Genomic DNA, 25,537 nt, shown 5'->3' with positions numbered 1-25,537 from the left:
ACGGCCGGGTAAAACAGTTCCGGGTGCAGGAGACAGAGCGGACGGCTACGGGGGGTTTCGGGTGAAAAACTGCGGAATCGAGGCGACTACTCTTCGGCTGCCAGCGACGCCAAGAGCGCTTCCAGTTGGACCCGTTCGTTCGCGCCCGCAGTGATTCGGTAGTCGGCCTCGCCGATCCGTTCCATCAGGCGGATGGTCGTCCGCTCGTCGAGGTCGAAGTCCCACGCCGAGCGGTGGAGCTGGTCGATGATGTCGCCTCCGGCCATCCCGGTGTCGACGAGCAGCGTCTCCAGGCGGCCGCGCGCGGTCGCGAAGTCGCCGTCGATAGCGGCCTGTACCATCTCCTCGATGTCCTCCGGACGCGCGGTCGAGGTGATCAGGTAGACGGCCTCCTCGTCGACGACCTCGCCCGTCGTCGCGGCCGCCTGCAGGGAGTTGATCGCGCGGCGCATATCGCCGCCCGCGGCGTACACGAGCGCGTCGAGGCCGTCCTCGGTCACCTCGATTCCCTCGGTCTCGGCGATGTCTTCGACCTGCTGCCGAATGGCGTCGTCAGAGAGCGGCGAGAACCGGAAGACGGCACACCGCGACTGGATCGGGTCGATGATCTTCGAGGAGTAGTTACACGAGAGAATAAAGCGCGTGTTGTCGGAGAACTGCTCCATCGTCCGGCGCAGGGCCGACTGGGCGTCGTCGGTCAGCGAGTCGGCCTCGTCGAGGAAGATAATCCGGTAGTCGTAGCCGCCGAAAGAAGAGCGCGCGAAGTTCTTGATGCGGTCTCTGACGACGTCGATCCCACGCTCGTCAGAGGCGTTCAGTTCGAGGAAGTTGTTCCGCCAGTCGTCGCCGTAGATCGCGCGGGCGATCGCGGTGGCCGAGGTGGTCTTGCCGATGCCCGCAGGACCCGCAAAGAGCAGGTGCGGGAGGTCGTCCTGCGCGACGTAAGACTGCAGCCGTTCGACGATCTCCTCTTGGCCGTAAATATCCTCGAGAGTCTCGGGCCGGTACTTTTCGATCCAGATCTCACGCCCCGCCGGAACGTCCTCGGACGAGTCGGCCTCACTCATACGCGTGAGAGGGACCCGCCGACTCATAAACCACCCGCGTTCGGTCGCGGTCCACCCGGTCCATCACCGGGCGCTTCGACCGCGCGGAACGAAACCGGCAAGCCCGCGAGCGCCGAACGGGACGTATGCGCGTGACAGTCGAAGTCGTCGGCGAGGGCGAGAAAGCAGTCGACGTCGACGACGACGAAACGTACGCCGACGTCGTCCGGGCGGTCGGCTACTCGCCCCACGAGGTCTCCGTCATCGTCGACGGCACTCCCGTCCCGGAGGATCAACCGGTCGAATCCGCCCACGTGCGGGTCCTGCGACTGATCAAAGGCGGGTGAACCGACTGGGGCCGGATGCTCGCCTCGTTCGAACGCAATCTTAACCCCCGCCGCCTATTCTCCGACGTGACACACGCCGTCCGCGAGGCGACGCCGGCGGACGCCGACGACGTCGTCCGCCTGCTCGACGCCGCGATGCTCGAAATCGATCCCGAGCGGGTGCGCCGTCGAATCGCCGCGGGCGACGTCCTCGTCGCCACTGTGACCGAATACGGGGCTGAGAATCGAGAGCGGGCCGAAGCGGCCGACACAGACCGAGTCGACGACAGTGCCGACACCGCCGCGAAAGACGGGACTGACGCACCGGAGGACCGGGTCGTCGGCGTCTGCGTGCTCGCTCGCGTCGACGGTGCGGACGATGCAGGCAAGTGTAGTCGAACACTCGCTGCGGACGACCCCGGTCCGACCGAGATCGAACAGATCGCCGTCCACCGGTCGCGCCGCGGTCGCGGAATCGGGAGCCGCCTCGTCGACGCCGCCGCCGAGCGAGCAGACGGGCCGCTCGTGGCACGCTTCCACGAGCAGGTGCGTCCGTTTTACGATGCGCTCGGGTTCGAGATCGTCGAGGGTGGGGAAAGTGATGGAGAAATCGAATCGGAAAGAAGTGGTGGAGAGACCGATGCGGAAAGAAGTGGCGGAGAATCCGATGCGGGAACCGACGACGAGGAGACAGACCGAGCGGAGGACCGCCGCAACGACCGCCTGTGCGGGGTCCTCAAATGAGCGGCGCGACGAGTTCCCGACCCGCAGACAGCAACGCGTCGGCGCGTTCTCGGCTCTGCGCTTCGGCGTAGATTCGCATCTTCGGCTCGGTTCCGGACGGCCGAACGAGGAGCCACGACCCGTCCTCTAGGAGGAGTTTGAAGCCGTCGAGCGTCACGACGTCGGCGATGTCGCGGTCGGCGACCCGCTCGGGCAGGGTGTCGTCGAGGTCGTCGATGACGCGCTGCTTCTCGGCGTCGGGACAGTCGAGGCTGACCTTGTCCGCGACGATGTCGCCGTGGGCTGTGAGCAGGCGGTCGACGCGGGCGTCCATCGCCTCCTCGCTGGCGGCAGCGGCTCCGAGCAGGCTCATCAAGACGCCGTCTTTCTCGCGGATGTGTCCGCGGATCGAGAAGCCGCCGGACTCCTCGCCGCCGATGAGGGCGTCGTGCTCGGCCATCGCCTGCGCGACCCACTTGAAGCCGACGGCGGTCTCGAACACGTCCTGACCGTGCGCCTCGGCGATCCGGTCGATCAGGAACGTCGTCGAGACGGTCCGGATCGCCGGGCCGGCGTCCGATTCGAGGAGGTAGTCGTAGGCGGCGGCGTAAAAGAGATTCTCGTCGAGGTGGCCGCGCTCGGGCGTCACGAACGCGACGCGGTCGGCGTCGCCGTCGTTCGCGATGCCGAGGTCCGCGTCGTGGGCGTCGACCGCCTCGACGAGCGGTTCGAGGTTCTCTGCGCTCGGTTCCGGCGGCGTTCCGCCGAAGTCGGGATCACGGTCGTCGCGGATGCTGACGACCTCGGCTCCCGCCGATCGGAGGAGTTCGTCGGTAACGCCGCGGCCAGAGCCGTGCATCGCGTCGTGGACGACCGTGATCCCCGAGAGGTCGGCGCCGACGAGTTCGCGGGCGTGTTCGGCGTGCGGCGTCACGACGTCGACCGTCTCGATCGTGCCGTGTTCGGATTCCGGGAGGAGGTCCGGTTCGGCGAGGCGCGCGGCGACCGCGTCGGTCACCTCGGGGAGCGCGGGCGCGCCGTCGTCGGGGATGAACTTCACGCCGTTGTACTCCGGCGGATTGTGCGACGCCGTCACCATCAGCGCGCCCGAGAGCCCGCGGTCGACGATCGCGTAGGCGACGAGCGGCGTCGGCCGGTCGCGCTCCGGTAAGAGCACGTCGAAGCCGTTGCCCGCAAGCACCGCCGCGAGCGAATCGGCGAACCCCTTCGAGGTCGCTCTGGCGTCGTAGCCCACGAAGACGGGGTCGTCGTAGCCCTCGTCCGAGAGGTAGTCTGCGACCGCCTGCCCGACGATCCGCACGCGCTCGTCGGTGAACGTGTCGAGGGTCGCGCGCCACCCGTCCGTGCCGAAGGAGATCGCGTCCATATCGGTCCGTCCTCGTCAGCGACCAAAAAGGTGCGGCGAAGCGGCCACTTGGACGACGGAACGGCCGACCAACGGACCGGCTCGCATCTGACACCCGCCGCGCTTTTCGCCCTCGGTCCCGGAGTGAGTACAATGATCTCGGTCGTCGCAGTCTGCGGCAGTCGGCGCAGGATGAGCTACACCAGAAAGTCGCTCGAATTGGTGCTCGAAGCCGCCCGCCAGGAGGGTGTAGAGACGGAACTGCTCGACCTGGGGGCGGTCGACCTTCCGCTGTATCATCCCGACGTCGACGAGCAGGGCGACTCCGCGCGCCTGACGCGGATCGTCCGCGACGCCGAGGCTGTCGTGGTCGGCTCACCCGTCTATCACGGCTCGTACTCCTCGGCGTTCCGCAACTTCCACGATTACTGTTCGAAAGACGAGTACCGGGACACCGCCGTCGGCCTCGTCGCGACCGCGGGTGGCGGCTCCTACGGTGCGACGCTCGAACATATGCGGAGCACGATCCGCGGCGTCTACGGTCACACGGTGCCCGAACAAGTGGGGATTCGACGCGCTTCCGAGAAGTACGATGGCGACACGCTCACCGACGTCGACGTCGCCCGCCGACTGGAAGAACTGGGCGTGGCCGTCGTCGCCGAGGCGCGGCGACTCCATCCCGAGGCCGTCTCAGATAGGGATTATCGTAAGTCCTCATAGATTTCTCGCCGGACGATACGGCGAGAATCTCGAACAGTTACGATAATCCCTAAGAGTAGTCCGACCTGGCGCCGTCGTCGATTAGTCCACCCCGACGCCGTCGCCGATTCAGCCACCCCGACGCCGTCGTCGATTAGTCCACCCCGACCAGCCGCTCCTTCTGGGCGCGAGAGAGCTGTTTGATCTCGTACTCGCGAGACATCGCGGCCGACTTCGAGTCGAAGGACTCGACGTGGACGAGGTCGACCGGCGTCCGTCCCCGTGTGTACTTCGCGCCCTCGCCGGCGTCGTGTTCGGCGACGCGGCGCTCGACGTCGGTCGTGTAGCCCGTGTACAGCGAGCCGTCGGCACACTCCAAGACGTAGACGTAGTGGTCGTCAGTCATCGTCGACATCACTCGTGGGTGGCGAGAGCGGCGGGTGCGAGGTCACTCGACGTCGATCGTCTCGACGACGTCCGCGAGCGCGGCGCTGTCGGGCGAGGCGTGACTCACTGCGAGCGGCGAGACGCTGACCGCGGCGTCGACGAGTGCTCGCCGGTCGCTGCCGACGGGGTAGCGCTGTCGGTGCTCGTCGGTCGGCGGAAACGGACTCTCCCAGCCGACGACGCCGGGCCACGTCCGGTCGTGAAGACGAACGAGGCGTTCGTCCTCCGTCAATTGACCCTCGTGGCCGTCGACGTCAACCGGGTCGGCCGGTTCGACCTCCTGCTCGTAGTCGTGGTGCGGCTCTGTGAGGATGACCGGCGGCGAGGAGGCGTCCACCGGGGCGTTGACGTTCAGCAGGTCGACGTCGTCGTAGACGCCGGATTCGAGCGCCCGGGCGACGAGTCGCCGCGCGATCCGTGCCGGGCGCGCGAAGTCGTACTCCTCGGGCGGCGAGAGGAAGAAGTCCGTCGAGTGATACGCCGAGATGGCGAGCGCGGGGGTGCCGAGGAACGCCGCTTCGATACCCGCGCCGACCGTCCCGGAGCGACCGACGACGTAGTTGCCGGCGTTCGGGCCGTTGTTGACGCCGGAGACGACGACGTCGAAGTCCGTCTCCAGCCCGCGAAGGCCGTAGGCGACGCAGTCTGCCGGCGTACCCGAGAGCGCGTAGCCCCACGGGTGATCGCGGATGACGGCGGTGTGGCTCCGCGTACGTCCGACACCGCTCTGGTTGCCGTCCGGAGCGACGACGGTGACGTCGCCGAGCGCGGTGAGTTCGGTTCGGAGCGTGGCAATGCCCGGCGCGTCGATGCCGTCGTCGTTCGTCAACAGGATCTCGGGGCCCTCACTCATTGCAGAGAACGTTCGTGGAGAGTCAAGTAGCCCTTCCGGTCCCGCCGTCGAGCGAACGCTGTCGCTCTTGGGGACGTGGGAATTGTGATCGGACGGGGGTTCAGCCGTCCGATAGATACGGAGTACGGCTTCGCGTGGTGGTCTATTTCCGCTTCAGTGGTCACGCTGTGCGGGTTCGACGTCGCGCGACCTCCGCAATACCCGCGTTCGCCGAGCAGTTTGGACAGGCGAGGAGTCGCCCGTACTCGTCGGCGAACACGCGTGCGAAGCGATCGGAGACGTGTGACCCGCAGTGGTCACAACTTGGCATGCGTGTGTCCGGCAGCCACCATTGCCGGTACCTGCGCTACGAGCGCACGGCATATATGGCTTCCCGCGCACGCGCGCGAGAGTGCAGAACGTCCAGAAATGGACCACAAAATCGACCGTTTGTTTGGGAGCTTGTGACACAGATCGGAAGCGGGCTCGCGGTCGAAGACGTCGCCGTACTGGGCTTCACTGCGAGCGGGCGTCGCTGACGGCGCGAGCGACGAGGCCCGCCTGCGTCCCGGCGACGAAGCCGGCATCGACGTTCACGACCGAGAGGACCGTACAGGATTGGAGCATCCCCGAGAGCGCCGCGCCTCCGTCGCCACCGTGGCCGTAGCCGGTCGAGACGGGGAGTCCGATGACCGGCGTGTCGACGAGTCCCGCCACGACGGTCGGAAGTGCGCCTTCGCGTCCGGCGGCGACGACGAGGACGTCGGCCGCGCGGAGCACGTCGAGGTGATCGAGGATACGGCCGAGGTGCGCCACGCCGACGTCGTCGACGCGTTCGACGGTTGCACCCATCGCGTCGAGGACGGTCGCCGCTTCGCCGGCCACCGCCGCGTCCGCCGTCCCGCCGGTGACGAGCCCGACCGTCGCATCGAGCGTCGGGGGGTCGAAGTCGGGTCGTTGTGCGACCAGCGTTCGCGCGCGCTCGTCGTGCGACAGGTCGATCGAAGCGTCGACCTCCTCGGCGACGGCGACGACGTGGTCCTCGGAGACACGGGTGATGAGCGCCCGGCCGGTCGAATCGAGGGCGGCAGCCGCGAGCACGGCAACCTCCGCCGGTGTCTTCCCCTCGGCGAGGATGCCCTCGGGCGCGCCGCGTCGCTGCTCACGAGCGGCGTCGAATCGACCCGCATCGGTGGTGACGTACCCCGCCAACCGCGCCTCGGCCTCCGTCGGCGAGAGGTCGCCCGCCGCGACGGCTTCCAGTACTTCGCGCATACGAACTACTCCGGGAGTGAGCGTCACGTACCTGTCGCTTCACACTGTCGGATAGAGCTATTTTTCGGGATAGTCATCACCCGAGTGACGAACTTCGCTACAGACGTCCGACAGTCCCAGCGCGTCTCACCGCGGGCGACTCGACGACGGCCGGATCGAGCGGTCGGCCACCCGATGTGGGCCCGCTTGTGGCCCGTATCGCCCAATATCGAAAGGAAGGGTTAATGTGCCCCCTGGGTATATAAATTATTCCCATAGGAAACCCCATAGACGACCCGTATGGACGGAGACGCCGGCGTTTTGGAAAATATTTTTATATAGTGCCGATATAGGGGGACGTGTATGGCAGACCTCATTGTCAAGGCAGCCGTCAAGGAAGCGCTCCAGGACAAGAACGTCGCTTCTGACTTCTACGATGCACTCGACGCAGAAGTGAACGAACTGCTCGAAGACGCCGCCCGTCGCGCGGAAGAGAACGACCGCAAAACGGTCCAGCCCCGCGACCTGTAAACCGGCGATTCGATCCCGATTTTTTGTGGCCACGACGCCGACCAGCGATAGCGCCGCCGATCGTAGCGGTCCCGATACCGACAGCGACCGGCGATAGCGCCGCCGATTGCTCGAACAGCGGTCAATAGACGGTCGTGAGGCCGACTACTCCCGAGTACGGACGTCGACGCCGTCGTCCGTCCCCACGTACGCCTCGTCGACGAGGTCAACGAAGAGACCGTGTTCGACGACGCCCGGGAGCCGGGAGAGGTCCTGTGCGAGTCCATCAGGATCGTCGACCGTGCCGAACTCGCAGTCGAGAACCAGATTCCCGTTGTCGGTGACGACCGGCCCGTCCTTGCGCTCGGCCCGTCGGAGCGTCACGTCCCCGCCGAGATCCGCGACGTCGCGTTCGACGGCCGCCCGGGCGTCTGGGAGCACTTCGACCGGCACCGAGCGCGAGAGCGTCTCGACGACTTTTGTGGGATCGGCGACGACGACGAAGCGGTCGGCCGCCGCGTCGACGACCTTCTCGCGGGCGTGGGCCGCGCCGCCGCCTTTGATCGCCGCCAGGTTTCGATCGAGTTGGTCCGCGCCGTCGATCGCGACGTCGACGCCGTCGATCTCATCGAGCGAGCGGAGCGGAATCCCCGCTTCGCGGGCGAGCGCACGGGAGTCGAACGATGTCGGGACGCCGCGGACGTCGAGTCCGTCCGCGACCATCCGGCCGATCGCGCGGATCGCGTGGGCGGCCGTGCTGCCGGTACCGAGGCCGACGACGTCGCCGTCGGAGACGAGTTCGGCCGCGCGTTCGCCCGCGCGTCGCTTCTGATCGTCGGTTCCGCCGGTCGTCTTCATACGCGTCGTCTCGGCGACGTGCGGCACAAAGCTTCCGCTCCGCGATCGGTGGCATTCGACAGTGACGCTGGTTCGGCGCTACAGACGCTCTAAGACGGCGTCGGCGTCGTACGCCAACGACAGCGACCGCGACCGACCGCGACCGTCGATGTCGGCGTAGTCGGCGTCGACGACCCCGAGGCGGTCCAGTTTGTTGACGATCTCGGAGTAGCGGGTGTAGCCGAGGCCGGTCTCCTCGCGGAAGGCTTCGTACACCTCTCCGGCCTGACTGCCGTCGTGTTCGGCGACGACGCGGACGAGGTCGCGCTCGCGATCCGAGAGGCCGCGGAGGCTCCGCGAGAGGTGGACGTACTTCGACTTCTCGTAGGCGGCCTCGACGTCTTCGACGGCGACGGTGCGACTGGCGCGCATCTCCGCGTGGAGTCCGGCGCGGCGCAGGAGGTCGATCCCGACTCGGAGATCGCCGCTCTCGGCGGTGAGTTCGGCGACGCGATCGAGTTCGGGCGCGCCCACGACGCCTTCGTGGAAACCGCGACGGGCGCGCTCGCGGAGGATGTCGACGATCTCGTCGACGTCGTAGACGGGGAAGTACACCTCCTCTGGCCGGAAGACGCTCTGGACGCGCCCGTCGAGTTCGTCGATCACGTCGAGCGAGAGGTCCGAGGAGATGACGACGACGCCGATCCTGGCTCCCGAGTGCGCCTCGTGAGCCCGCAGGAGCGAGTAGAGCGTATCTGAGGCCTCGTTCTCGTAGAACAGATAGTTCACGTCGTCGAGCGCGACCGCGAGCACCTCGTCTTCCTCGACCAGTCGGTCGGTGATCTGTCCGAACAGTTTCTTGAACGAGATGCCCGAAGAGGGCGGTTCGTACTCGAAGATGTGCTCGAAGATACGCGAGAAGACGGCATAGCGCGTCGAGTCGACCTGACAGTTGACACGAACGGTCTCGACGCCGCCCTGCGCGCCGAGTTCGCCGAAGAGTTTCTGCACCGCGGTCGTCTTGCCCGTTCCCGGTGGGCCCCGAACCATCGTGTTCAGGGGGCGCGAGCCACGGACAGCCGGTCTGAGTGCGTACTTCAGACTCTCCAGTTGGCTCTCGCGGTGCTCGAACGTCTCGGGGACGTAGTCGATCTCGAAGACGTGTTCGTCGCGGAAGACGGACTCGTCCCACGACAGCATCCCCTCGTCGGGGTCGTCCCTCATCGATTCAACCACGTTGAGGAGTCTACTTAACGGTTCCCCAGGGGGACGAATATAGTAGCGTTTACAACTCATTGCGCAGCCGATCGCACGACCGCGTGCGACCACGTGCGTGAAGACGCGCAAGTGCTACTATAGTGCCGCTGGCCGATGTGACCTGCTCACTCGGTGACGAGTCGAAACACGCGGTAGACGGCGAAAAAGCCGACGCCGAGGGCAACGAGACCGACCGCGAGCGCGGTGTACGACGCCGAGCCGCGGAGATACGGGCCGAGGCCTGCAAACGCGATCGAGAGGCTGATCGCCGCGAGCGCGAGGTAAAACAGGATGAGCGTTGCCGCCCCTAGTACGTCCCAGATCGCGTCGCGGGTAGCGCGGTAGACGAGATCGTAGGTGGCGTCGCTGTCGGGCGCGAGCGGCGCGTCACGGCTCTCCTCGTCGGCGGACGTTTCGGGGGCCATACGTGTTCGTTCGCCGAACTGAATGAAAAATCTCCGCTCGGAAGTGGGTCGAATCAGAACTTCCGCAGCAATCGGTCGTAGAAGCCCGATTCGTCGCCGTCGGCCAGTTTCTCGACGATGAGCTCGGGCGTCGAGCGCGCGAGGTGGTCTTTGACCGGCGAGCGGTTCACCACGAGTTCGCCGTCTTCGAGGCCCAGCGCCTGGATTCCGTCGACGGCGACGTCGAAGTCTGCGGCGTCGCGGATCTCGCCCGCCAGGTGAGAGACGAAGACGGCCGTCGCGGCCTGTTCGTCGAGCGCCTCCAGGATGCCGGCGACGATCTTCGCGGACGCGCCGGGTTCGGTGATGCTCTCCAGTTCGTCGACGAGGACGAGCCGGTTCGTCGCGCCGTCGGCCAGGCTTCGGAAGTCCCGCAGCGTGCTCTCGAATGCCCCAGCGTCGAGTGTCCCCTGCGTCTTCGCGTAGTAGTGCAACTCCGAGAAGCGTTCGAGTTCGACGCGCTCGGCGGGTACGGGCAATCCCATCTGCGCGAGAACGACGACGAGCGCGACGAGGTCGAGCGTCGACGTCTTCCCGCCGGAGTTGACGCCCGACAGCAACGTCGCCCCCGAGACGCCGTAATCGACGGGGGCGACCTCGCCGAAGGCGACGTCCAAGAGCGGCGAGCGGCCCCCCTCGATGAGGAAGCCGTGGGCGTCGCTCGCAGCCCCGCCCTCTCGCGTACCGCTCGCGTCGGTGTCCAGTCCGTCCACGAACTCGGGGAGCGTGCAGTCGAAGTCGTCAGCGAATCGGGCGACCGCATATTCGACGTCGACTTCGAGCGCGTCGCGGACGAGCGCCTCGACGGGGTCGCGAAGCGCCGAGAGATCCGCCGCGAGTTCGCGCTTGAGGCGGGCGGCCCGGCGGTCGCGGCCCGCTTTGAGTTCCGTGCGGAGCCGCGAGATGACCGACGACTCGTGTTCGACGGGAAACGCGGGGTCGTTCGGGAAGGCCCGCTCGGCGAAATCCGCCTCCTCGGGACGGAGGTCGAGCGCGTCGACGAGGTGCTCACGCGCGGCCGCGACGGCGTCGTCGTACTCGTCGTCGAGTTCGCGATCCAAGAGTGAGTCGACGCGCGCACCCTGTTCGACCAGCGAGAGGAAGTCCGTTCCCTCGATGGTGACGTCACGCTCGCGGATCGCGTCGCGGAGGCGGTCGTTGGCGACCGATTCCGCGGTGGCGACCGTGGCATCGAGGTCGTCGACCGCGGTGGTGAGGCGGTCCAGTTCCGCGTCCCCGACGATCGTCCCGTCGTCGTCGAGCCGAGCGAGCGCGTCGCGGAGGGCGTCGATATCGCACGGTGCGTCCATACCGGCCGCCTCGTGCACTTCCGCGGCCGCGAGGATCCGCGAGCGGTTCTCCGCGAAGAACGCCAGAACGCGCTCGGGGACGATCTCGTCGGGGTGTTCGAGCGCGTCGGGGCGCACGCGGACGTCGCCCTCGACGTCGACGCCGGCGAACTGCTCGTCGAGGGCCACGACAGTCGAGTACGAGCGGGCGAGTTCGGCGAGTCCGCGGGTGTCCTCGACGACTTCGACGGAGAGTTCGGGGAATGCCTCCTCGGCCGCCGCGAAGCGCTCGGCGTCGGCCGTGGCGAGACAGCGATCGCGGACGCGACGAGGCGACGGCGGCGCGAGCGGTTCGACGCCGTCGAGCGCGTCGAGAGCCGCGGGGTCGGGGTCGCGCTCGGTCGCACGGTCGACGAACGCCCGGACCTCCGCGATCCGCGAGGCCGACTGCGTCGGGTAGAGCGTCGCGACGCGCTTTGCGGCGTAGTCGGTGACGGTTCGCTCACGGAGGAGACCGAGGACGTCGTCGTAGATCTCTCGGGCCCGGTCGGTCGCAAGAAAGCCGCCGTCGTCGTCGTGTCGGCGGCGGATCGCCCCGCGGGCGACGGCGGCCGCCCGTCCTTCCGAGAGTCCTGGTGCGCGAGCCAGCGTCGCCACGTCGCCCTCGCTGAGTGCCCGTTCGGCGTCGTCGAGTTCCGACAGCGCCGCTGCCGTCTTCTCGCCGACGCCCGGGATGGCCTCGAACTCCATTCGAGGATGCCTTCGCTCGCGATCGGACAAAACGTTACGGGTGTGACGCTCGGGTGACAGGGCTCGATCCGCCTCGGCGTCTACGACAACGTGCTTTTGGGACTGCACCCGGTAGTGCGGGTATGCGAACCGAGACGGGTGCGGACGCCGACGTCGACGCCGCTGCCGAGACGGCTGGGGGCGAGGACGCCGACGCACAGTCGGTGACGGAGAAAGCAGCGGCGGTCCGCGAGTCGCTCGGCGAACGCGACGGCGTCCTGATCGCGTTCTCCGGCGGCGTCGACTCCGCGGTGGTCGCCGCCTTGGCACACGACGCGCTCGGCGACGATGCGGTGGCGTGCACGGCCAAGTCGGAGACCCTCCCAGCGGCCGAACTCGACGACGCCCGCCGCGTCGCCGACGAGATCGGCATCCGCCACGAGATCGTCGAGTTCTCCGAACTCGACAACCCCGACTTCGTCGTCAACGACGGCAACCGGTGTTATCACTGCCGGACGATGCGACTGGGTCGGATGTACGAGGCGGCCCGCGACCTCGGGATCGGGACAGTCTGTGACGGGACCAACGCTTCCGATCCGGGCGAGGGGCACCGGCCGGGGCTCCGCGCCGTCGACGAACTCGACGTACGCTCACCGCTCTTGGAGGCCGGTATCGAGAAAGACGAAGTCCGCGCGATCGCCGACGAGTACGGGCTCTCGGTCGCGGACAAGCCCTCGATGGCGTGTCTCTCCTCGCGGATTCCCACGGGGCTCGAAGTGACGACCGAGCGGCTCACGCGCGTCGAGAAGGCCGAGCGCGTGCTCCGGGAGTGGGGCTTCTCGCAGTTCCGCGTCCGCGACCACGACGGTCTCGCGCGGATCGAGATCGCCGCCGACGAACTGGAGGCGGCGCTCAATCACGACTTCGTCGTCGCCGCGCGCGAGCACCTCACGGATCTCGGCTTCGAGCACGTGACGCTCGATCTCCACGGGTATCAGACGGGCAGTGTCAGTCCAGCGGGCGAGGACGAGCAGGACGGCGCCGACAGCGACGATTCGGGCGACGAACCGCTCGTCGAAGACGTGTTCGGGACCGAGTACCCGACCGCCAGCGAGTGAAGCCGCGGCAGCGGATGGTCGGAGCGTTGTGAACCTGATTCTGGCTGTCCGGAAGGCACAGAGAGCCGATAGCTCAGGCCGCACGATCTTCGCGGGACGCAAGCAGCAGACGAAGCACCTCGTAGCCGAGCACCAACCCGACCGCGATCCCGCCGGCCAGCGCCGGGCGAAGATTCAGCTCGGTGACCCACCGGAGGACGGCCGGATCGGGGCTACCGAGATACCCCACGACGACGGCGAGCAGCCACACCGGACGGCGGACAGTGTCGACCGCGAGACGGGCCCGCAGCATCCGCCGCGAGCGGCCGTAGCGGCGCAGGAGGAGCGACACGAGTTCGAACACCCCGACGAGGGCGCCCGCGATGATCAGAGGCGTGTACACCGCGAGGCCGTTGGCCGTGAGCGTCTCGACGACCACCGAGGGGAGAAGGTCGTAATAGCCCGTCGGGGCCGGCAGGGGACTGAGGAGGTACCCGACGAGCGCCGCGAGCACGGCAGCATAGGGGCGGCGGGCCGCCAGTCCCTCGGCGGTGGGAGCCAGCGAACCTCTCCCGGTCCACCGCAGCACGAACAGCGTCCCCTCGAACAGCGTGATCATCGTCGCGCCGATGATGATCGGGGCCATCCCGGTCGGGTCGGGGCTGACGAGGAACGCGAGGCCGAGGAACGTCCCCCAAAAGAGGAGGCGGCGGTCTTCGAGCCACCGCCGCGTGACGAGGTTCATCATAATCGCCAGCATCACGAACAGCGGGATCTGGAAGATGATGGCGTTGTACCCCATCAGGATGAGGATGAGGTTGAACGTCTCCTTGAGACCGAACGCCACGAGCGCTGTCCCGGTGGTGTAAGAGGTGAAGTACGCGAAGATCGCGGGAAGGACGAGGAAGTGCGCGAAAGAGATGCCGACGAACGCGAGAATCAGGCTCGTCGGGACCGCAGCGAGGTAGTATCGCCGTTCTTTGGGGTACAGTCCCGGTCGCATAAACAGATACGTCTCGTAGACGAACGCCGGCAAGCCGACCACGAGGCCACCGAGTGCGGCGACCTTCAGTTCGGTCAAGAGGAGTTCGAGCGGGCCGTACACGCGCGGTCGGCGGTCGACCATCTCCGGCGCGCCGGGGATGTGCTTGTTCCAGAGGAAGTCGATGACCTCGGTGGAACTGACGAGGTTCAGACCGAACGCCGAGTTGACGAGGTCGGCACCGGGATACAGCAGGAGCGTGACGATGCCGCCGATCCCGAGAACGACCGCCAGCCGGCGGATCATCTCCTCGATGTGTGCCGCAAGCGGCATCTCCTCGTCGCTCTCGGGGCCTTCGGAGACGAATCCCTCGTCGACGCCGGGCTCTGAAATCTCCGCGGCCCCGGGGCCGGGACCGGCCTCTGCGTTCGCCGGGGCGCCGCCGTCCGTGCCGGCGACGGCTGGGTCGTCGCCAACGGCTGGATTGTCGCCGACAGCCGCTTCGGGGGCGGCGGCGTCGGGATCGAAAGTCGCAGGGGCCGGACCATCGGTATCGACGTCCGAGTCGGTCGTATCCGCGTCGACGTCAGGGTCCGAAGTCGCGGAGTCGGAGTCCGCCGTTTCGGAGTCGGCGTCGTCAGCCGGCGCCGTGTCGTCGGCGTCTCCGTCATCGGTGGGCGAACCGTCGAAATCGCCGTCTTCGGACTCGCCGTCTTCGGAGTCAGCGGCGTCAGCGTCGGCCGTCAGTTCGTCGACCGTCGCCGCCGAATCGACTTCGGTGGGTGATTCGACGTCGGTGGACGAGTCGGAGTCGCTATCGGCGTCAGGAGACAAGTCAGAATCGCTATCGGCGTCGGTGGACGCACCAGGTCCCGGTTCGGAGTCGTCGCCGGACGCGGTTTCGGAGTCGTCGCCTGATTCTGCGTCTGAGGTTGAGCCGTGAGCAGACGATCCGGGCACGTCGTCGGCCGCAGACGGCGCTCCGTCGGTGTCGGACTGCGCCGCGTCGTCCGGGGACGAGTCGGCGCGAGATGAATCCGCGGCAGCGTCTGACGAGTCTGCATCGGCCGTAGATGCGTCGGCGTCGGGCGTCTGGTCCGCGTGCTCCGAATCGTCGGCCATTCACCAGAGTTTCGCCGCCCGGATCTTATAGGCCTTTCCGCATCGGCGCGCTGCTATGTGAACGCTGTCACCCGCTGAGACGACGACGGCCGGCCGCCGCGGTCCGGACGCGCCGGCGCGGCGGTCGAAAAGATTGATAACTGCGAGCGGGCTCACTTCACGTATGTCTAGCGCGCTCGACGACGACACGAGAGAGACACTCGACGCCGGGCGGGAGACCGCCGGCGCGATGCTTCGAGCCGCGCAGAAGGACCTCCAGAAAGTCTTCATCTTCTTCCTGATCGGCTTTCTCGGCACGTTCTACGCGCTCCGGCTCTTCGTGTGGGACTTCTTCAAACGGGTCACGAGAGCCCAGATGTCCGCACAGGTGAGCGGCGAGGTCTCGATCATCGCACAGACGCCGTTCGACGTCATCCTCTTGCAGGCGAAGATCGGTCTCGCCGTCGGGATCATCCTCGCCGCACCCGCATTCGTCTACTTCGCCAGAGACGCGCTGAAAGTGCGCGGGTTCTGGCCCTCCTCGCCGGTCCCCGTCTGGCAGCTCGTGCTCGTTCTCTCCGGGATGGTCGGCCTATTCGTGCTCGGCGTGGCCTACGGCTACTACGTCTTCTTCCCGTTCACGTTCTCCTTCCTCGCGCAGAACGCCATCGCCGCCGGCTTCACGCCGACGTATTCCATCGTCAAGTGGGCGCAGTTCATCTTCCTGCTCACCGTCTCGTTCGGTCTCGCGAGTCAACTCCCGCTCGCGATGACCGGGCTCTCGTACGCCGAGATTGTCCCCTACGAGACCTTCCGCGACAAGTGGCGCCACGCCGCCGTCGGCGTCTTCGCCGCCGGCGCGATGTTCACGCCGCCGGACCCGTTCACGCAGATTATGTGGGCGATTCCCGTCCTGACGCTCTACGCCGTCAGCCTCTATCTCGCGAAGATCGTTACCACCGCCCGCCGCGGCAGCGAGCAGATGGACGTCGCGGGGACGGTCAGCGCCCACTGGAACTCGATCGCGGGCGTCGGCGTCGTCGGCGGACTCCTCGTCTACGCCTTCTTCGAGCGCGGCGGCGTCGACTACCTTAATCAGGGCTTGGCGGCCATCGGGAGCGACTACGTCGTCTTCGCGCCGGCCTCGCTAGCACTGCTCGGACTCTACGTACTCGTCGCGGCGATCCTGGCTGCCGCCGTCGCCGTCGGCTACTTCGTCTATCAGGACATCGACGACCTCGCGGTCGTGGAAGCCGGCATCGGCGATCCGACCGCCATCGACCTCGCTGACCTCGACGTTCAGGGCGTTCGCTCGGCTCCGCCGGAAGTGTTCGCCGCGATGGACGAAGACGAGGCGATGGCGGCCGCGGGCGACGCGCTCGACGCCGGCGACAAGGCGAAAGCGCGGGCCATCGTCGACCGCTTCGACCAGGACGGCGGTGCGGATGCGGACGCGGACGCCGAGGCGGCCGACGGGGACGCAGCAGCGGCGTCCGGAGCGGCCGCGAAGAGCGGCGGTTCCTCGATCAGTGACCGGGCCACCCGCGCCGGCAGCGCCTTCTTCGAGGAGTTCACCGGCGGCGACGAGGAGGACGCCACAGAGTCGGAGGCGGACGCAGACGAGAGCGACGCCGAAGACGACGACTTCGAGGGGTACTACACCGACCTCGCGTTCATCCTCGACTCCGTCACCTCGAACGCGTTCCGCATCGTCGGGGTGTTTATGACCGTGCTGGCGGTCACGTTCGGCTGGCTCTACACTGGCGGGATCAAGCGCGTCTACGAGGATTTCCTGCGCCGCCTGCCCGCGCAGGTCCGGCCCGAAGAGGTGCTCAACGTCGTCGCGCTGCACCCGATGGAGGCGCTCGTGTTCGAGGTGAAGTTCTCGACGATCGTCGCCGCGCTCGTGACGGCCCCGCTGCTCGCGTACTACGCGTGGCCGGCTCTCAGAGAGCGCAACATCGTCAGACAGCGCCGTCGTGCGATCTTCGTGTGGACGGGCGCGCTCACGGTGGGGCTGATCGGCGGCTTCGTCCTCGGGTACACGACGATCGCGCCCTCGGTCATCTCCTGGCTTGTCAACGACGCGGTCCAGGCGAATATGGTGATCGCCTACCGCATCACCAACTTCTTCTGGCTCATCTTCTTCACGACCGCCGGCATCGGCCTCCTCGCGGACGTCCCGATCCTGATGATCCTGCTCAACAGCGCGGGCGTCGGGTACGAGACGATGCGGGGGCGCTGGCGCGAGGTGACCGTCGGCATCCTCGCCTTCGCGGCGCTTTTCACCCCCGCGGACGTGCTCACGATGTTCCTCGTGACCATCCCGCTGATGGTCGCGTACGGCATCGGACTGGGCGTCCTGTTCGTGATCACGCTCGGCGGACGGCGTGATCTCGCGCCGTCTCGCAGCGCCGAGATCTGACTCGAACCGACACACTCGGCGTTAACTGCCGACACACAGCGGATTTCGTGATCGACGGAGTCGAGAGCGAACGCCCTAAATATTCGCGAGAGAATCCCGTGATATGGCCAAGATAAGCGTAGAGATTCCCGACGAACTGCTCGCGGACCTCGACGAACACGTCGGCGACGACGGGAAGTTCGTCAACCGGAGCGACGCGGTTCGCGCGTCGATCCGCAAGACGCTGGATAGATTAGACGAGATCGACGCACGGCACGGACGAATCGACGATGAGTGAGACGCGCGCACAGACCGGGCGGATCGCGCTCGTCGCGCTGTTCGTGACGGCGCTCGCGACGGCCCAGTTGACCGCCTCGAAACTGCTCGCGTTCGGGCTCCCGGTCGAACTGCCTGTGACGGGCTCGAGCATCATCCTGCCCGGCGCAGCGCTGGCGTACGCGCTGACGTTCTTCGCGTCGGACTGTTACTCCGAACTGTACGGCCGCCACGCGGCGCAGGTGATGGTCAACGTCGGCTTCGCGATGAACTTCATTCTCCTCGGACTCGTCTGGAGCACGATCCTCGCACCAGCGGTGAACCCAGAGTCGGCTGCGCAGTATCGCGCGGTGCTCGCGCCCGGGACGAACATCGTCCTCGGAAGCCTGCTGGCGTACCTCGTCAGCCAGAACTGGGACGTCCTCGTCTTCCATCGCATCCGCGAGGCCACGGGCGAGTCGATGCTCTGGCTTCGGAACATCGCCTCGACGGCGACCAGCCAGGCCATCGACACGGTGCTGTTCGTCGCGATCGCGTTCTACGTCGCGCCGCAGGTCCTCGGCTTCGGCACCCAGTTCGAGATTCCGGTGATCCTCTCGCTGATCGTCGGCCAGTACGTGCTGAAACTGCTCATCGCGCTCGTCGACACGCCGTTCGTCTACGTCGTGGTCGGCTTCTTCGGCGGGTCGAACATCGACACGCAGGACGAGGCCTGGGCCGCCGAGTAATCGGCTCGTACGCCGCGAATCAGCGCCTCAGAAGACGCTCGCTGAAAGAGTCGACCGCTATTCTTCGACGACTTCGGCGAAGCCGAAGTTCGGCTTCAGGTCGGTGACGCGGACACGGACTGAATCGCCCGTTTCCGTGCCGGCGACGAAGAGCGTGTAGCCGTCGATCTTGACGACGCCGTCGCCCTCGCTGCCGACGTCGTCGACGACGACGTCCAGTTCTTCGCCTTCTTCGACGGGCGCCGTGATCCGGTGTTTGCCGACGAGATACAGTTCCGACGAGGAGTCCCGAGAGGCGTCCGGGCGGATCGAGCGAACGTACTCGAACTCCTCGTCGATCTCCGCGCGCAGGTCGGCGAGGTCCTGGCCGTCGAACACCTTCGCGGCGAAGTCGCCGCCGGCGGGCAGCAGGTCGAGTGCGACCTCGAACGCCTGCCGTGCGAGGTGGACCGAACGCGCGTGATCGACCGAGTACTCGCCGGTCATATTCGGCGCCATATCGGAGATGACGACGTCTGCGCCGTCGTCGCCGATCCGCTCGCGGAGTTCGTCTTTCGTCTCCTCGTCGGTCATATCGCCGCGGACCGTCTCGACGTTGTCGTGATCGAGGTCGCGGATGCGCTGGAAGTCGACGCCGACGACGGTGCCGCGGTCGCCGACGGCCTCGGCAGCGACTTGGAGCCACCCGCCGGGTGCCGCACCGAGGTCGACGACGGTGTTTCCGGGACCGAACAGGCCCGCCTCCTCGTCGAGTTGCTTCAGTTTGTACGCCGAGCGGGCGCGGTAGCCCTCCTGCTTTGCCTTGTTGTAGTAGTGGTCTTTCCCAGTCATCGGTACCACCCACCTCCGTGAGATACTCTCGCCCGATCGTCGCGGGGCGAACGCGTCGGTTGCATACGACCTAAGAGACGGTCAGCGGGGAAAGGTTCGTCGGAGCGAGCCCCGAGAAACTGACACGGACGAGTTGGCACGCCAACACCACCCGCGAATAGTCGGGGCGGCGACGTCGACGCGGCAGGGGCCACAGACGACCGCGGAACTACTATCGAGGTTGTCTATCGAGGAGGGAAGCATAGGCAGAAGCGGCCCAAGTCGTGGTGATTCGGTACAATCAAGAGTGCCCAGCCACTCCCTCCGGTAGTGCGCCGGAAGAACAAACTCCTCGTCACGACGGTCGGGATTCTCGTGCTACTCGCCACGCTCGGCGTGACGAGTATGAACGCCTCGGCCGCGTTCGTTTCGCCGACGCAGATCTCCGAGAACGAGGGAACGTATCAGGACGACTGGGTGAATCTGGAAGGAGTCGCGACGGACCTCGACACCGAGGGCCAGACGATCACCTTCGCAGTGACGGACGGTAACCACACCGTCCCGGTCGTCTACGAAGGGACTGTTCCCGATACGCTTCAGGACGGCCGTGTCGTCGTCGCGAAAGGGCGATACGACGGCGGCGAGCTCGTCGCGAACAAGCTCTCGGTTCGTGCACACGAGGGCGAAGAACGGCCCAAAAGCGCTCGATGAGGTCGGGAGACGATCCGGTCAAAGCTGACGCGGTCCCGCCTGCAATCGAGGTCGCGGACGTGACGAAATCCTACGGACACTTCACGGCCGTCGAACGGCTGTCGTTCACGGTCGAACGCGGATCGACGCTCGGGTTGTTCGGCCCGAACGGAGCCGGAAAGACGACGCTCCTCCGAATGCTCGCCGGACTCACGCGGCCGACTGAGGGGACGATCTCGGTCGACGGCGTCGCGTTAGCACCGGACGATTACACTACCTATCGAACTGTTGGCGTCGTCACCCACGAGACGATGGTGTACGACGAACTCACCGCACGAGAGAACCTCCGGTTTCACGCCGGCCTCCACGGCGTCGACGACCCGGCGGCGCGGTGTGAGTCGGTGCTCGAAACCGTCGGCCTGAGTCACCGCGGTAGCGACCGCCCGGGCGAGTTCTCCCACGGCCTCCGAAAGCGGCTCTCACTCGCGCGGGCGCTGTTGCACGACCCCGAAGTGTTGCTCCTCGACGAGCCATACACCGGACTCGATCAGCGGTCGGTCGCCGACCTCGAAACCGTCCTCGACGGCTTCGACGACCGGACGGTGGTGTTGACGACGCACGACCTCGAACGAGGCGTCGAGCGGTGCTCGCGTGCGCTCGTCGTCGACCGCGGACGGATCGAAGCCGACGTCGACCTCGACGAATCGGGCGCGGCGTCGTTCGAATCGACGTATCGGCAGGCGATCGGTGTCGACGAACCAGAGACGAGCGAAGCAGTGCGATGAGTTCGTTCCTCGGCGCCATCTATCGGGTGCTCAAGAAGGACCTCCAGATCGAGCGCCGGACGAAGCAGGTGACGACCACGGTTGCGGTCTTCGCGCTGCTCGTCGTGCTCACGTTCGCGTTCAGTTTCGTCCAGACGCTCCAGAGCGCCGCGCTGCTCGGACGCGGCGCGCTGTGGGTCGCGTTCGTGTTCGCCGGCACGTTCGGCGTCACGAAGACGATCGAACTGGAAGATCGGAACGGCGCGCTCGACGGCCTGCTCATCGCCCCGATCGACCGCTCGGCGATCTACCTCGGGAAGGTCCTCAGCACCACCGTGTTCATCTTCGCAGTGAGCCTGTTGACGCTGGGCGCGACGTCGGTCTTCCTCGGCTACAGTCCCTCGATGTCGACCGCGGCCGCGATCGTCGGCGTCCTCCTCGTGTCGGCCGTCGGTTTCTCCGCCATCGGCGTCGTGGTCTCGATCCTGACGTTCCGCTCGGGGCTGGACGAACTCGCCTTACCCGTCCTCCTGGTGCCGCTCGTCGTCCCGCTCTTGCTCGCGGGGGTCGAACTCACGACCGCGCTCGAAAGCGGCGCGCCCCTCGGTGGTTGGCTCCGCCTCCTCACGCTGTACACCGGCATCGTGCTGCTCGCCGGCATCGCGACGTTCGAGTACGTCGTCGAGGAGTGAGAGAGCGGCGACTCGACGAAACGCCGTCGCAGGATCTCAACGGTGTCGTGAACGACTCTCATAGTGATTACTCTCACTGTTTACCGCCGAGCGCCACTCCCGGTGGCGATGATCGGCGGTAAGAAACGAGAGTAATCATTATCAGTCGACGTGCTAGAAGCAGCCTCTACAGTTTCGACGGTTCAGAACCGTCGGCTACGCTCGCATCGGCAGTACAAAAACAGTCGCCAGCGGCGCGAATCCTCAGTTAGTGTTCGCCGGCGGGCCGCCGCTTTCGTCGCTCTGCTTGAGCAGCAGGAAGACAGCGAAGAAGATCGGCGAGAGCAGGCCGAGCACGAGCGTCGTGACGAACGTCGCACCCTCGAAGGAGATCGGCCCGGAGGCACCGGAGAGACCGCTGCCTTCGCCGCCGCTGTCGCCGCCGCCACTGCCACCGCTTTCGCCGCCACTACCGCCGCCACCGCCACCGCCGCCGCCGGATTCGAGCAGCGGCTGGGAGACCTGACTCGAGTCCATCCCGCCGCTGCCGCCGACGACGACCGCGCCGAGCATTCCGAGCGCGCGGTGGGGCTGACAGAAGTACTTGTACGTTCCTTCGCTCTCGAAGGTGTACTCGAACGTCTCGCCGGCAGCAGAGTACATCTCGCTCTCGAAGGTGCCGTCCTCGGCGATGACGTTGTGGCTGTTGCCTTTCCCGGTCCACTGCCAGATGACGGTCGTGCCGGGGTCGACGCGGATCGCCGCGGGGTTGAAGCCGTAGTAGCCGCCGTTTGCCTCAGATCCGACCGAAATCGTCACTTCGGACTGGCCGGTGAAGTCGTACGTGCCCTCGAAGTTACCCACACCGTCGAACCAGCCGCCGTAGTCGGGTTCCGACTGGGCGGCCGCGGTGTCCGCCGAGAGTGCGAAGGTCGCTGCTGCGCCGACGCCCGTCGCCGTGCGGCGCAGGAACGCTCGTCGATCAGTCGATGTGTCAGTCGTGTCGTCCATTGTCGTTGAATCGTTGTTGAGGTTTTGTGTGCGTTCTGGTTTGCTGTCCAATACTACGCGTCGTTACGTCTGTGCGTCTTCGAGTCGTCGTTCCAGCCGCGACATCCGGCGCTGTAAGTACGTCACGTATCCGAAGAACGCGACGAAGAGCGCGGTGTATCCGGCCAAGAGTAGTGGTTCCATCGTTATCGCCTCCGTGCTGAGTGCAGTCTGCGTACTTGCTGTTCGAGTTCGTGAAGGTGGATCCGGATCCCGAGGAGATAGAGATACAGGAACGTCGCCGCGACGAGCGTCACGACGAGCGTGAGCGGATCGATGTTCGCGCTGACGCCGCTGTTACCGATCGTCGTCTCGTGGAACGTCGGCGTCCACAGCCGCGTCGACGCGTACGACAGCGGGACCGTCACGAATCCGACGACCCCGTAGACGGCCGCGTATCGATCGCCCGTCTGGTCCTCCGTGGCCGAGTGAACGACCAGATAGCCGGCGTAGATGAACCACACGATCAGGAACGTCACGAGCCTGACGTCGGTCCACTCCCACCAGGAGTTCCAGATGACTCGCCCCCACGCGCTACCGAGCAACAGCGTCAGCGTCGCGAAGAGGAATCCGAGTTCGCCGGAACTGTGGGCCAGCCGGCTCCAGAAGGGGCCGCGGTAGCGCAGATACAGCGCGCTCCCGATGAACGTCGAGCCGAGCGCGGCCGCGGCGACCCACGCGAGCGAGATGTGCCAGTACGCGAGTAGATTCGCCCCGTGTTCGATGCCGTACATCGTATCCGAGGCGTAGCCGAAGACCAGCACCATCGACAGGAGGCCGAATCCGAACGCCCCCCACGAGACGAGCCGGCTCCGCGTCAGGCGGTGGAGAAACGCCGTGACGGTGCCCAAAATACGGGCGAACCGAATGCTCGTGCGGTTGCGCGTGCCGTCGTCGTCCGTGGATGAACTACCGATCATACGTTATAGCCAGTTCGTTACCGATGCAAGAGCAAGTTTGTCGAGCCCAAAGAGGACAGCGATTCCGAGCGCGATGAGCGCGTATCCGGTCGCTGTCCGGAACAGCTCGGTCGATTCGCCGTTCGTGACCGAATCGAGGAGCCGTCGGCTCCCGGCCTGCCCGACGTAGGCGACCCCGAGAAGCGGGATCGAAAAGCCCGTCCCGTAGATCGCCAGGAGACGGGCGCTGCCGACCACGTCCGAGGTCGTCCCGACGTACGCTAAGACGCCGCCGAGCACCGGGCCGACGCAGGGGAGCCAGATGACGCCCAGCAGCAACCCGACCACGAAGGCGTTCGCGAGCGGGTGCTCGCGCTCGTCGACCCGGCCCGTGAGCTGCGACGCCCGTCCCGCGAGCCGTGAGGCGTACCGCGAGTACAGGTCGTTCACGTCGTCGTCGGCCATCACGATCCCGAAACCGAGCATCAGCACCGCGAACGGCGCGCGGACTGAGTCGGGGGTTACCGAACCGATCATCCCGGTCGCGACCCCGAGTGCGGTGAACGTCAGTGTGCTCCCGATCACGATGACGATCGGTCGCAGCACGTGTCCGTTCGCTCCGACGACTAACACGGGGATCATCGGGAGACAGCACGGCGTCAGGATTGTCAAAACCCCCGCGAAAAACACCGCGGCGGTCGTCGGATTGTCCATCATTCGATGCTAGTCGTGATGAATCCGTTAGCTCGCCGTCTCGCCGGACGCTGCGGACGATTCGCCCTCGAAGGCGGTCGTGACTGCGTCTTGCGCCGACATCGACGACTGCTCTGTGGAGTTGTCGGCCGTCGAGTTACCGACGTCCTCGTAGGTCCGGATCCACGTCGTCTCCCACGAGCCGTCGACCGACTCGTTCTTCAGCGGCTGTTCGTACCGCTCGACGTTGTCCGGGATCATACTCTCCTCGAGCGGGGTATCGTCGACCGGGATCCCCGCGAGCATGAGCTTCTTGGTCATCGGATTCATATCGTAGCCGAAGCGCTGCTGCGTGCGGTTGTAGTAGACCGCTTCGTCGGGCGCACCGGCGACCGCCCAGTCTTTGGGCTGTCGCGGGAGGTGCGGCCGCTTGTGCGCGTTCATATATCCGGCGACGTCCTGAACGTCCTCCCAGTTGGAGAACGTGTGGCCAGCGCCGTAGGGCATCGATTCGCGGATGAACCCTGCGGAGGTGTAGATACGACCCATTCCGGCACCGTCGTTGAAGGAGTCTTCACCCCACAGCGGCGGGTACTGACCTTCGATTCCCTGTCCGTCAGCACCGTGACAGGATGCGCAGTTTTCGAGGTACAGCTCGGCCCCACGGACCGGGTTGACCTCGGGGACGGGCACCTTCTCGTCGCCCTCGGGCTTCTCGATGTGCCGCCAGTACGGGACGGTTTCGCTCGGCGTCCCCTTGTTGAGCCAGACCATGTAGGACTCCATCGCCTGGATCTCACGGCTGTCGTAGGCCGGGACGCCCTCTTCGGAGCCCGGCGAGTTCATACTGCGGAGGAAGCAGCCCATAATGCGCTGCCGCATATCTCGCATCCGCTGGGTTCGGCCGGTCCATTCGGGGTAGCCGGCCGCGGTCCCGACGAGCGGAATCATATCGATGTCCTGCCCGACCATTCCGGTCGTCGTCGGGAGGTCGCCTCCGCCGTGACAGTTCGCACAGGAGAGGTCGTTCCCGACGTGTTCGGGCATCTCGTTCGACGTGTTCGCGAAGATTGCACGGCCCTCACGGATGAGTTCGCGCCGGTTTTCGTTCTCCGGAAGCGTCGAGTTGTTCATCTCCTTGGGGACGAAGTTCACTTCTTCGCCCGCCGTTGCGTTCTTGTACTGGAACTCCTGTTCGCGAAGCTCCTCGCTGTACCACTTGCTCCCGTTCCACGTCCCGGGGAGTTCTCGCACCTCGCCACCGCCACCGCTGGCGGCCGCCGGCGCGTCCGACGGGCCGCCCATAAAGGCGATAGCGCCGTTGACGGCGAACACGACGAGGATTGCCGCGAGAACCGTCCCGAAGACGAGCAGGACGGGTTTGAGCAGGAGGGTGGAATCTCCTTGACTCATCGCTCGGTCACCGTGACCGTACTTTCTACAATCATTTCGTATATTCCTCAGTTACGACGGTATCTGCGTATGAATATAGCCGAGTAATAAAGATTCCCTTCTGCACAACTTCTCGCCGGCTCTCAGCGAAAATCGAGTTACTGAGAAGACATAAACGTGCGGAATATTGCCACTTCCCAG

At 66.2% G+C, this 25,537-nt stretch carries 26 protein-coding genes and 1 pseudogene; 11 read left to right on the top strand and 16 right to left on the bottom strand.

Translation table 11 applies throughout. The features are described from left to right. Positions 1-86: 86 nt before the first annotated feature. The gene (locus RBH22_RS12745) at positions 87-1,067 is read right to left on the bottom strand and encodes a replication factor C small subunit (RefSeq protein WP_121568639.1); all 981 of its coding nucleotides are present in this window, start codon (positions 1,065-1,067) and stop codon (positions 87-89) included. A gap of 125 nt (positions 1,068-1,192) precedes the next feature. Between RBH22_RS12745 and RBH22_RS12740 the strand changes: the two genes are divergently transcribed. Continuing rightward, positions 1,193-1,393, top strand: coding sequence for a ubiquitin-like small modifier protein 2 (locus tag RBH22_RS12740; protein WP_256546027.1), 201 nt, complete (start codon positions 1,193-1,195; stop codon positions 1,391-1,393). A gap of 66 nt (positions 1,394-1,459) precedes the next feature. Then, on the top strand, positions 1,460-2,116 hold the full coding sequence (locus RBH22_RS12735) for a GNAT family N-acetyltransferase (RefSeq protein ID WP_306677684.1): 657 nt from the start codon (positions 1,460-1,462) through the stop codon (positions 2,114-2,116). On the opposite strand, the gene RBH22_RS12730 is transcribed toward RBH22_RS12735, so the two are convergent. After that, entirely contained in the window at positions 2,109-3,482 is a 1,374-nt protein-coding gene (locus RBH22_RS12730; protein ID WP_306677682.1) for a phosphoglucomutase/phosphomannomutase family protein, read from the bottom strand. The genes RBH22_RS12735 and RBH22_RS12730 overlap by 8 nt on opposite strands. A gap of 132 nt (positions 3,483-3,614) precedes the next feature. Between RBH22_RS12730 and RBH22_RS12725 the strand changes: the two genes are divergently transcribed. After that, positions 3,615-4,181, top strand: coding sequence for an NAD(P)H-dependent oxidoreductase (locus RBH22_RS12725; RefSeq protein ID WP_256288668.1), 567 nt, complete (start codon positions 3,615-3,617; stop codon positions 4,179-4,181). Between the two features lie 133 nt (positions 4,182-4,314). Here RBH22_RS12725 and RBH22_RS12720 read toward each other — a convergent pair whose 3' ends face one another. The 3 genes from RBH22_RS12720 to larB form a co-directional block, all read right to left on the bottom strand. Then, positions 4,315-4,566: a GIY-YIG nuclease family protein gene (locus RBH22_RS12720; RefSeq protein WP_306677680.1), complete on the bottom strand. Its 252-nt coding sequence runs from the start codon at positions 4,564-4,566 to the stop codon at positions 4,315-4,317. Positions 4,567-4,608: 42 nt separating this feature from the next. Further along, the gene (gene surE / locus RBH22_RS12715) at positions 4,609-5,460 is read right to left on the bottom strand and encodes a 5'/3'-nucleotidase SurE (protein WP_306677678.1); all 852 of its coding nucleotides are present in this window, start codon (positions 5,458-5,460) and stop codon (positions 4,609-4,611) included. Positions 5,461-5,955: 495 nt separating this feature from the next. Continuing rightward, positions 5,956-6,714 (bottom strand): nickel pincer cofactor biosynthesis protein LarB, encoded by a 759-nt coding sequence (gene larB, locus RBH22_RS12710; protein WP_256546031.1) that lies wholly within the window; start codon positions 6,712-6,714, stop codon positions 5,956-5,958. Between the two features lie 342 nt (positions 6,715-7,056). Between larB and RBH22_RS12705 the strand changes: the two genes are divergently transcribed. After that, the gene (locus RBH22_RS12705; protein ID WP_121568646.1) at positions 7,057-7,224 is read left to right on the top strand and encodes a DUF1931 family protein; all 168 of its coding nucleotides are present in this window, start codon (positions 7,057-7,059) and stop codon (positions 7,222-7,224) included. A 144-nt stretch (positions 7,225-7,368) separates the two neighbouring features. Here the strand turns inward: RBH22_RS12705 and rpiA are convergent, their stop codons facing one another. The 4 genes from rpiA to RBH22_RS12685 all read right to left on the bottom strand — a co-directional run bounded on the left by rpiA (position 7,369) and on the right by RBH22_RS12685 (position 11,800). Further along, on the bottom strand, positions 7,369-8,061 hold the full coding sequence (gene rpiA / locus RBH22_RS12700; protein ID WP_306677676.1) for a ribose-5-phosphate isomerase RpiA: 693 nt from the start codon (positions 8,059-8,061) through the stop codon (positions 7,369-7,371). 78 nt (positions 8,062-8,139) lie between these two features. Next, positions 8,140-9,264 (bottom strand): ORC1-type DNA replication protein, encoded by a 1,125-nt coding sequence (locus RBH22_RS12695; RefSeq protein WP_306677675.1) that lies wholly within the window; start codon positions 9,262-9,264, stop codon positions 8,140-8,142. A 158-nt stretch (positions 9,265-9,422) separates the two neighbouring features. Then, a complete protein-coding gene (locus tag RBH22_RS12690) occupies positions 9,423-9,722 on the bottom strand; it encodes a hypothetical protein (protein WP_256546033.1) in 300 nt (99 codons plus the stop codon). 53 nt (positions 9,723-9,775) lie between these two features. Continuing rightward, positions 9,776-11,800, bottom strand: coding sequence for an endonuclease MutS2 (locus RBH22_RS12685; protein WP_306677674.1), 2,025 nt, complete (start codon positions 11,798-11,800; stop codon positions 9,776-9,778). 122 nt (positions 11,801-11,922) lie between these two features. Between RBH22_RS12685 and larE the strand changes: the two genes are divergently transcribed. Next, positions 11,923-12,897 carry an ATP-dependent sacrificial sulfur transferase LarE gene (gene larE, locus RBH22_RS12680; protein WP_306677673.1) on the top strand — a complete coding sequence of 325 codons (975 nt, stop codon included), beginning with the start codon at positions 11,923-11,925 and terminating at the stop codon, positions 12,895-12,897. 550 nt (positions 12,898-13,447) lie between these two features. Here the strand turns inward: larE and RBH22_RS12675 are convergent. Further along, positions 13,448-14,980: pseudogene (locus tag RBH22_RS12675) on the bottom strand (twin-arginine translocase subunit TatC); the annotation flags it as partial. A 163-nt stretch (positions 14,981-15,143) separates the two neighbouring features. Here RBH22_RS12675 and RBH22_RS12670 point away from each other — a divergent pair. The 3 genes from RBH22_RS12670 to RBH22_RS12660 all read left to right on the top strand — a co-directional run bounded on the left by RBH22_RS12670 (position 15,144) and on the right by RBH22_RS12660 (position 18,367). Then, a complete protein-coding gene (locus RBH22_RS12670; RefSeq protein ID WP_256546037.1) occupies positions 15,144-17,384 on the top strand; it encodes a twin-arginine translocase subunit TatC in 2,241 nt (746 codons plus the stop codon). Between the two features lie 103 nt (positions 17,385-17,487). Then, on the top strand, positions 17,488-17,661 hold the full coding sequence (locus RBH22_RS12665) for a ribbon-helix-helix domain-containing protein (RefSeq protein WP_121568652.1): 174 nt from the start codon (positions 17,488-17,490) through the stop codon (positions 17,659-17,661). Further along, positions 17,654-18,367: a queuosine precursor transporter gene (locus tag RBH22_RS12660; RefSeq protein WP_256546038.1), complete on the top strand. Its 714-nt coding sequence runs from the start codon at positions 17,654-17,656 to the stop codon at positions 18,365-18,367. Before RBH22_RS12665 ends, RBH22_RS12660 begins: the two co-directional genes overlap by 8 nt. Positions 18,368-18,424: 57 nt before the next feature. Here the strand turns inward: RBH22_RS12660 and RBH22_RS12655 are convergent, their stop codons facing one another. Further along, the gene (locus tag RBH22_RS12655) at positions 18,425-19,198 is read right to left on the bottom strand and encodes a 23S rRNA (uridine(2552)-2'-O)-methyltransferase (protein ID WP_256546039.1); all 774 of its coding nucleotides are present in this window, start codon (positions 19,196-19,198) and stop codon (positions 18,425-18,427) included. A 309-nt stretch (positions 19,199-19,507) separates the two neighbouring features. Between RBH22_RS12655 and RBH22_RS12650 the strand changes: the two genes are divergently transcribed. From RBH22_RS12650 to RBH22_RS12640, 3 genes are read left to right on the top strand one after another with little or no spacing between them, the layout of a single operon-like run. After that, positions 19,508-19,888 carry a cytochrome c maturation protein CcmE gene (locus tag RBH22_RS12650; protein ID WP_306677672.1) on the top strand — a complete coding sequence of 127 codons (381 nt, stop codon included), beginning with the start codon at positions 19,508-19,510 and terminating at the stop codon, positions 19,886-19,888. Further along, the gene (ccmA, locus tag RBH22_RS12645) at positions 19,885-20,652 is read left to right on the top strand and encodes a heme ABC exporter ATP-binding protein CcmA (RefSeq protein WP_306677670.1); all 768 of its coding nucleotides are present in this window, start codon (positions 19,885-19,887) and stop codon (positions 20,650-20,652) included. The genes RBH22_RS12650 and ccmA overlap by 4 nt, the downstream gene beginning before the upstream one ends. Then, positions 20,649-21,323, top strand: a complete 675-nt coding sequence (locus RBH22_RS12640; RefSeq protein ID WP_256546042.1) for a heme exporter protein CcmB — start codon at positions 20,649-20,651, stop codon at positions 21,321-21,323. Before ccmA ends, RBH22_RS12640 begins: the two co-directional genes overlap by 4 nt. 243 nt (positions 21,324-21,566) lie before the next feature. Here RBH22_RS12640 and RBH22_RS12635 read toward each other — a convergent pair whose 3' ends face one another. From RBH22_RS12635 to RBH22_RS12615, 5 genes are all read right to left on the bottom strand, one after another. Beyond that, entirely contained in the window at positions 21,567-22,313 is a 747-nt protein-coding gene (locus tag RBH22_RS12635; protein ID WP_306677669.1) for a halocyanin domain-containing protein, read from the bottom strand. A gap of 63 nt (positions 22,314-22,376) precedes the next feature. Next, complete coding sequence (locus RBH22_RS12630; RefSeq protein ID WP_121568659.1) at positions 22,377-22,496, bottom strand: CcmD family protein; 120 nt, start codon at positions 22,494-22,496, stop codon at positions 22,377-22,379. A 2-nt stretch (positions 22,497-22,498) separates the two neighbouring features. Then, entirely contained in the window at positions 22,499-23,272 is a 774-nt protein-coding gene (gene ccsA / locus RBH22_RS12625; RefSeq protein WP_256546044.1) for a cytochrome c biogenesis protein CcsA, read from the bottom strand. A 3-nt stretch (positions 23,273-23,275) separates the two neighbouring features. Further along, on the bottom strand, positions 23,276-23,968 hold the full coding sequence (locus RBH22_RS12620; protein ID WP_306677668.1) for a cytochrome c biogenesis CcdA family protein: 693 nt from the start codon (positions 23,966-23,968) through the stop codon (positions 23,276-23,278). A gap of 24 nt (positions 23,969-23,992) precedes the next feature. Beyond that, positions 23,993-25,357 carry a c-type cytochrome gene (locus RBH22_RS12615; protein WP_306677666.1) on the bottom strand — a complete coding sequence of 455 codons (1,365 nt, stop codon included), beginning with the start codon at positions 25,355-25,357 and terminating at the stop codon, positions 23,993-23,995. Between the last annotated feature and the right edge of the window lie 180 nt (positions 25,358-25,537).

Source organism: Halobellus sp. H-GB7 (assembly GCF_030848585.1).
Lineage (GTDB): Archaea > Halobacteriota > Halobacteria > Halobacteriales > Haloferacaceae > Haloquadratum > Haloquadratum inordinatus.
Note: the sequence above shows the minus strand (reverse complement) of the source record. Positions and strands in the feature narration are given on the sequence as shown.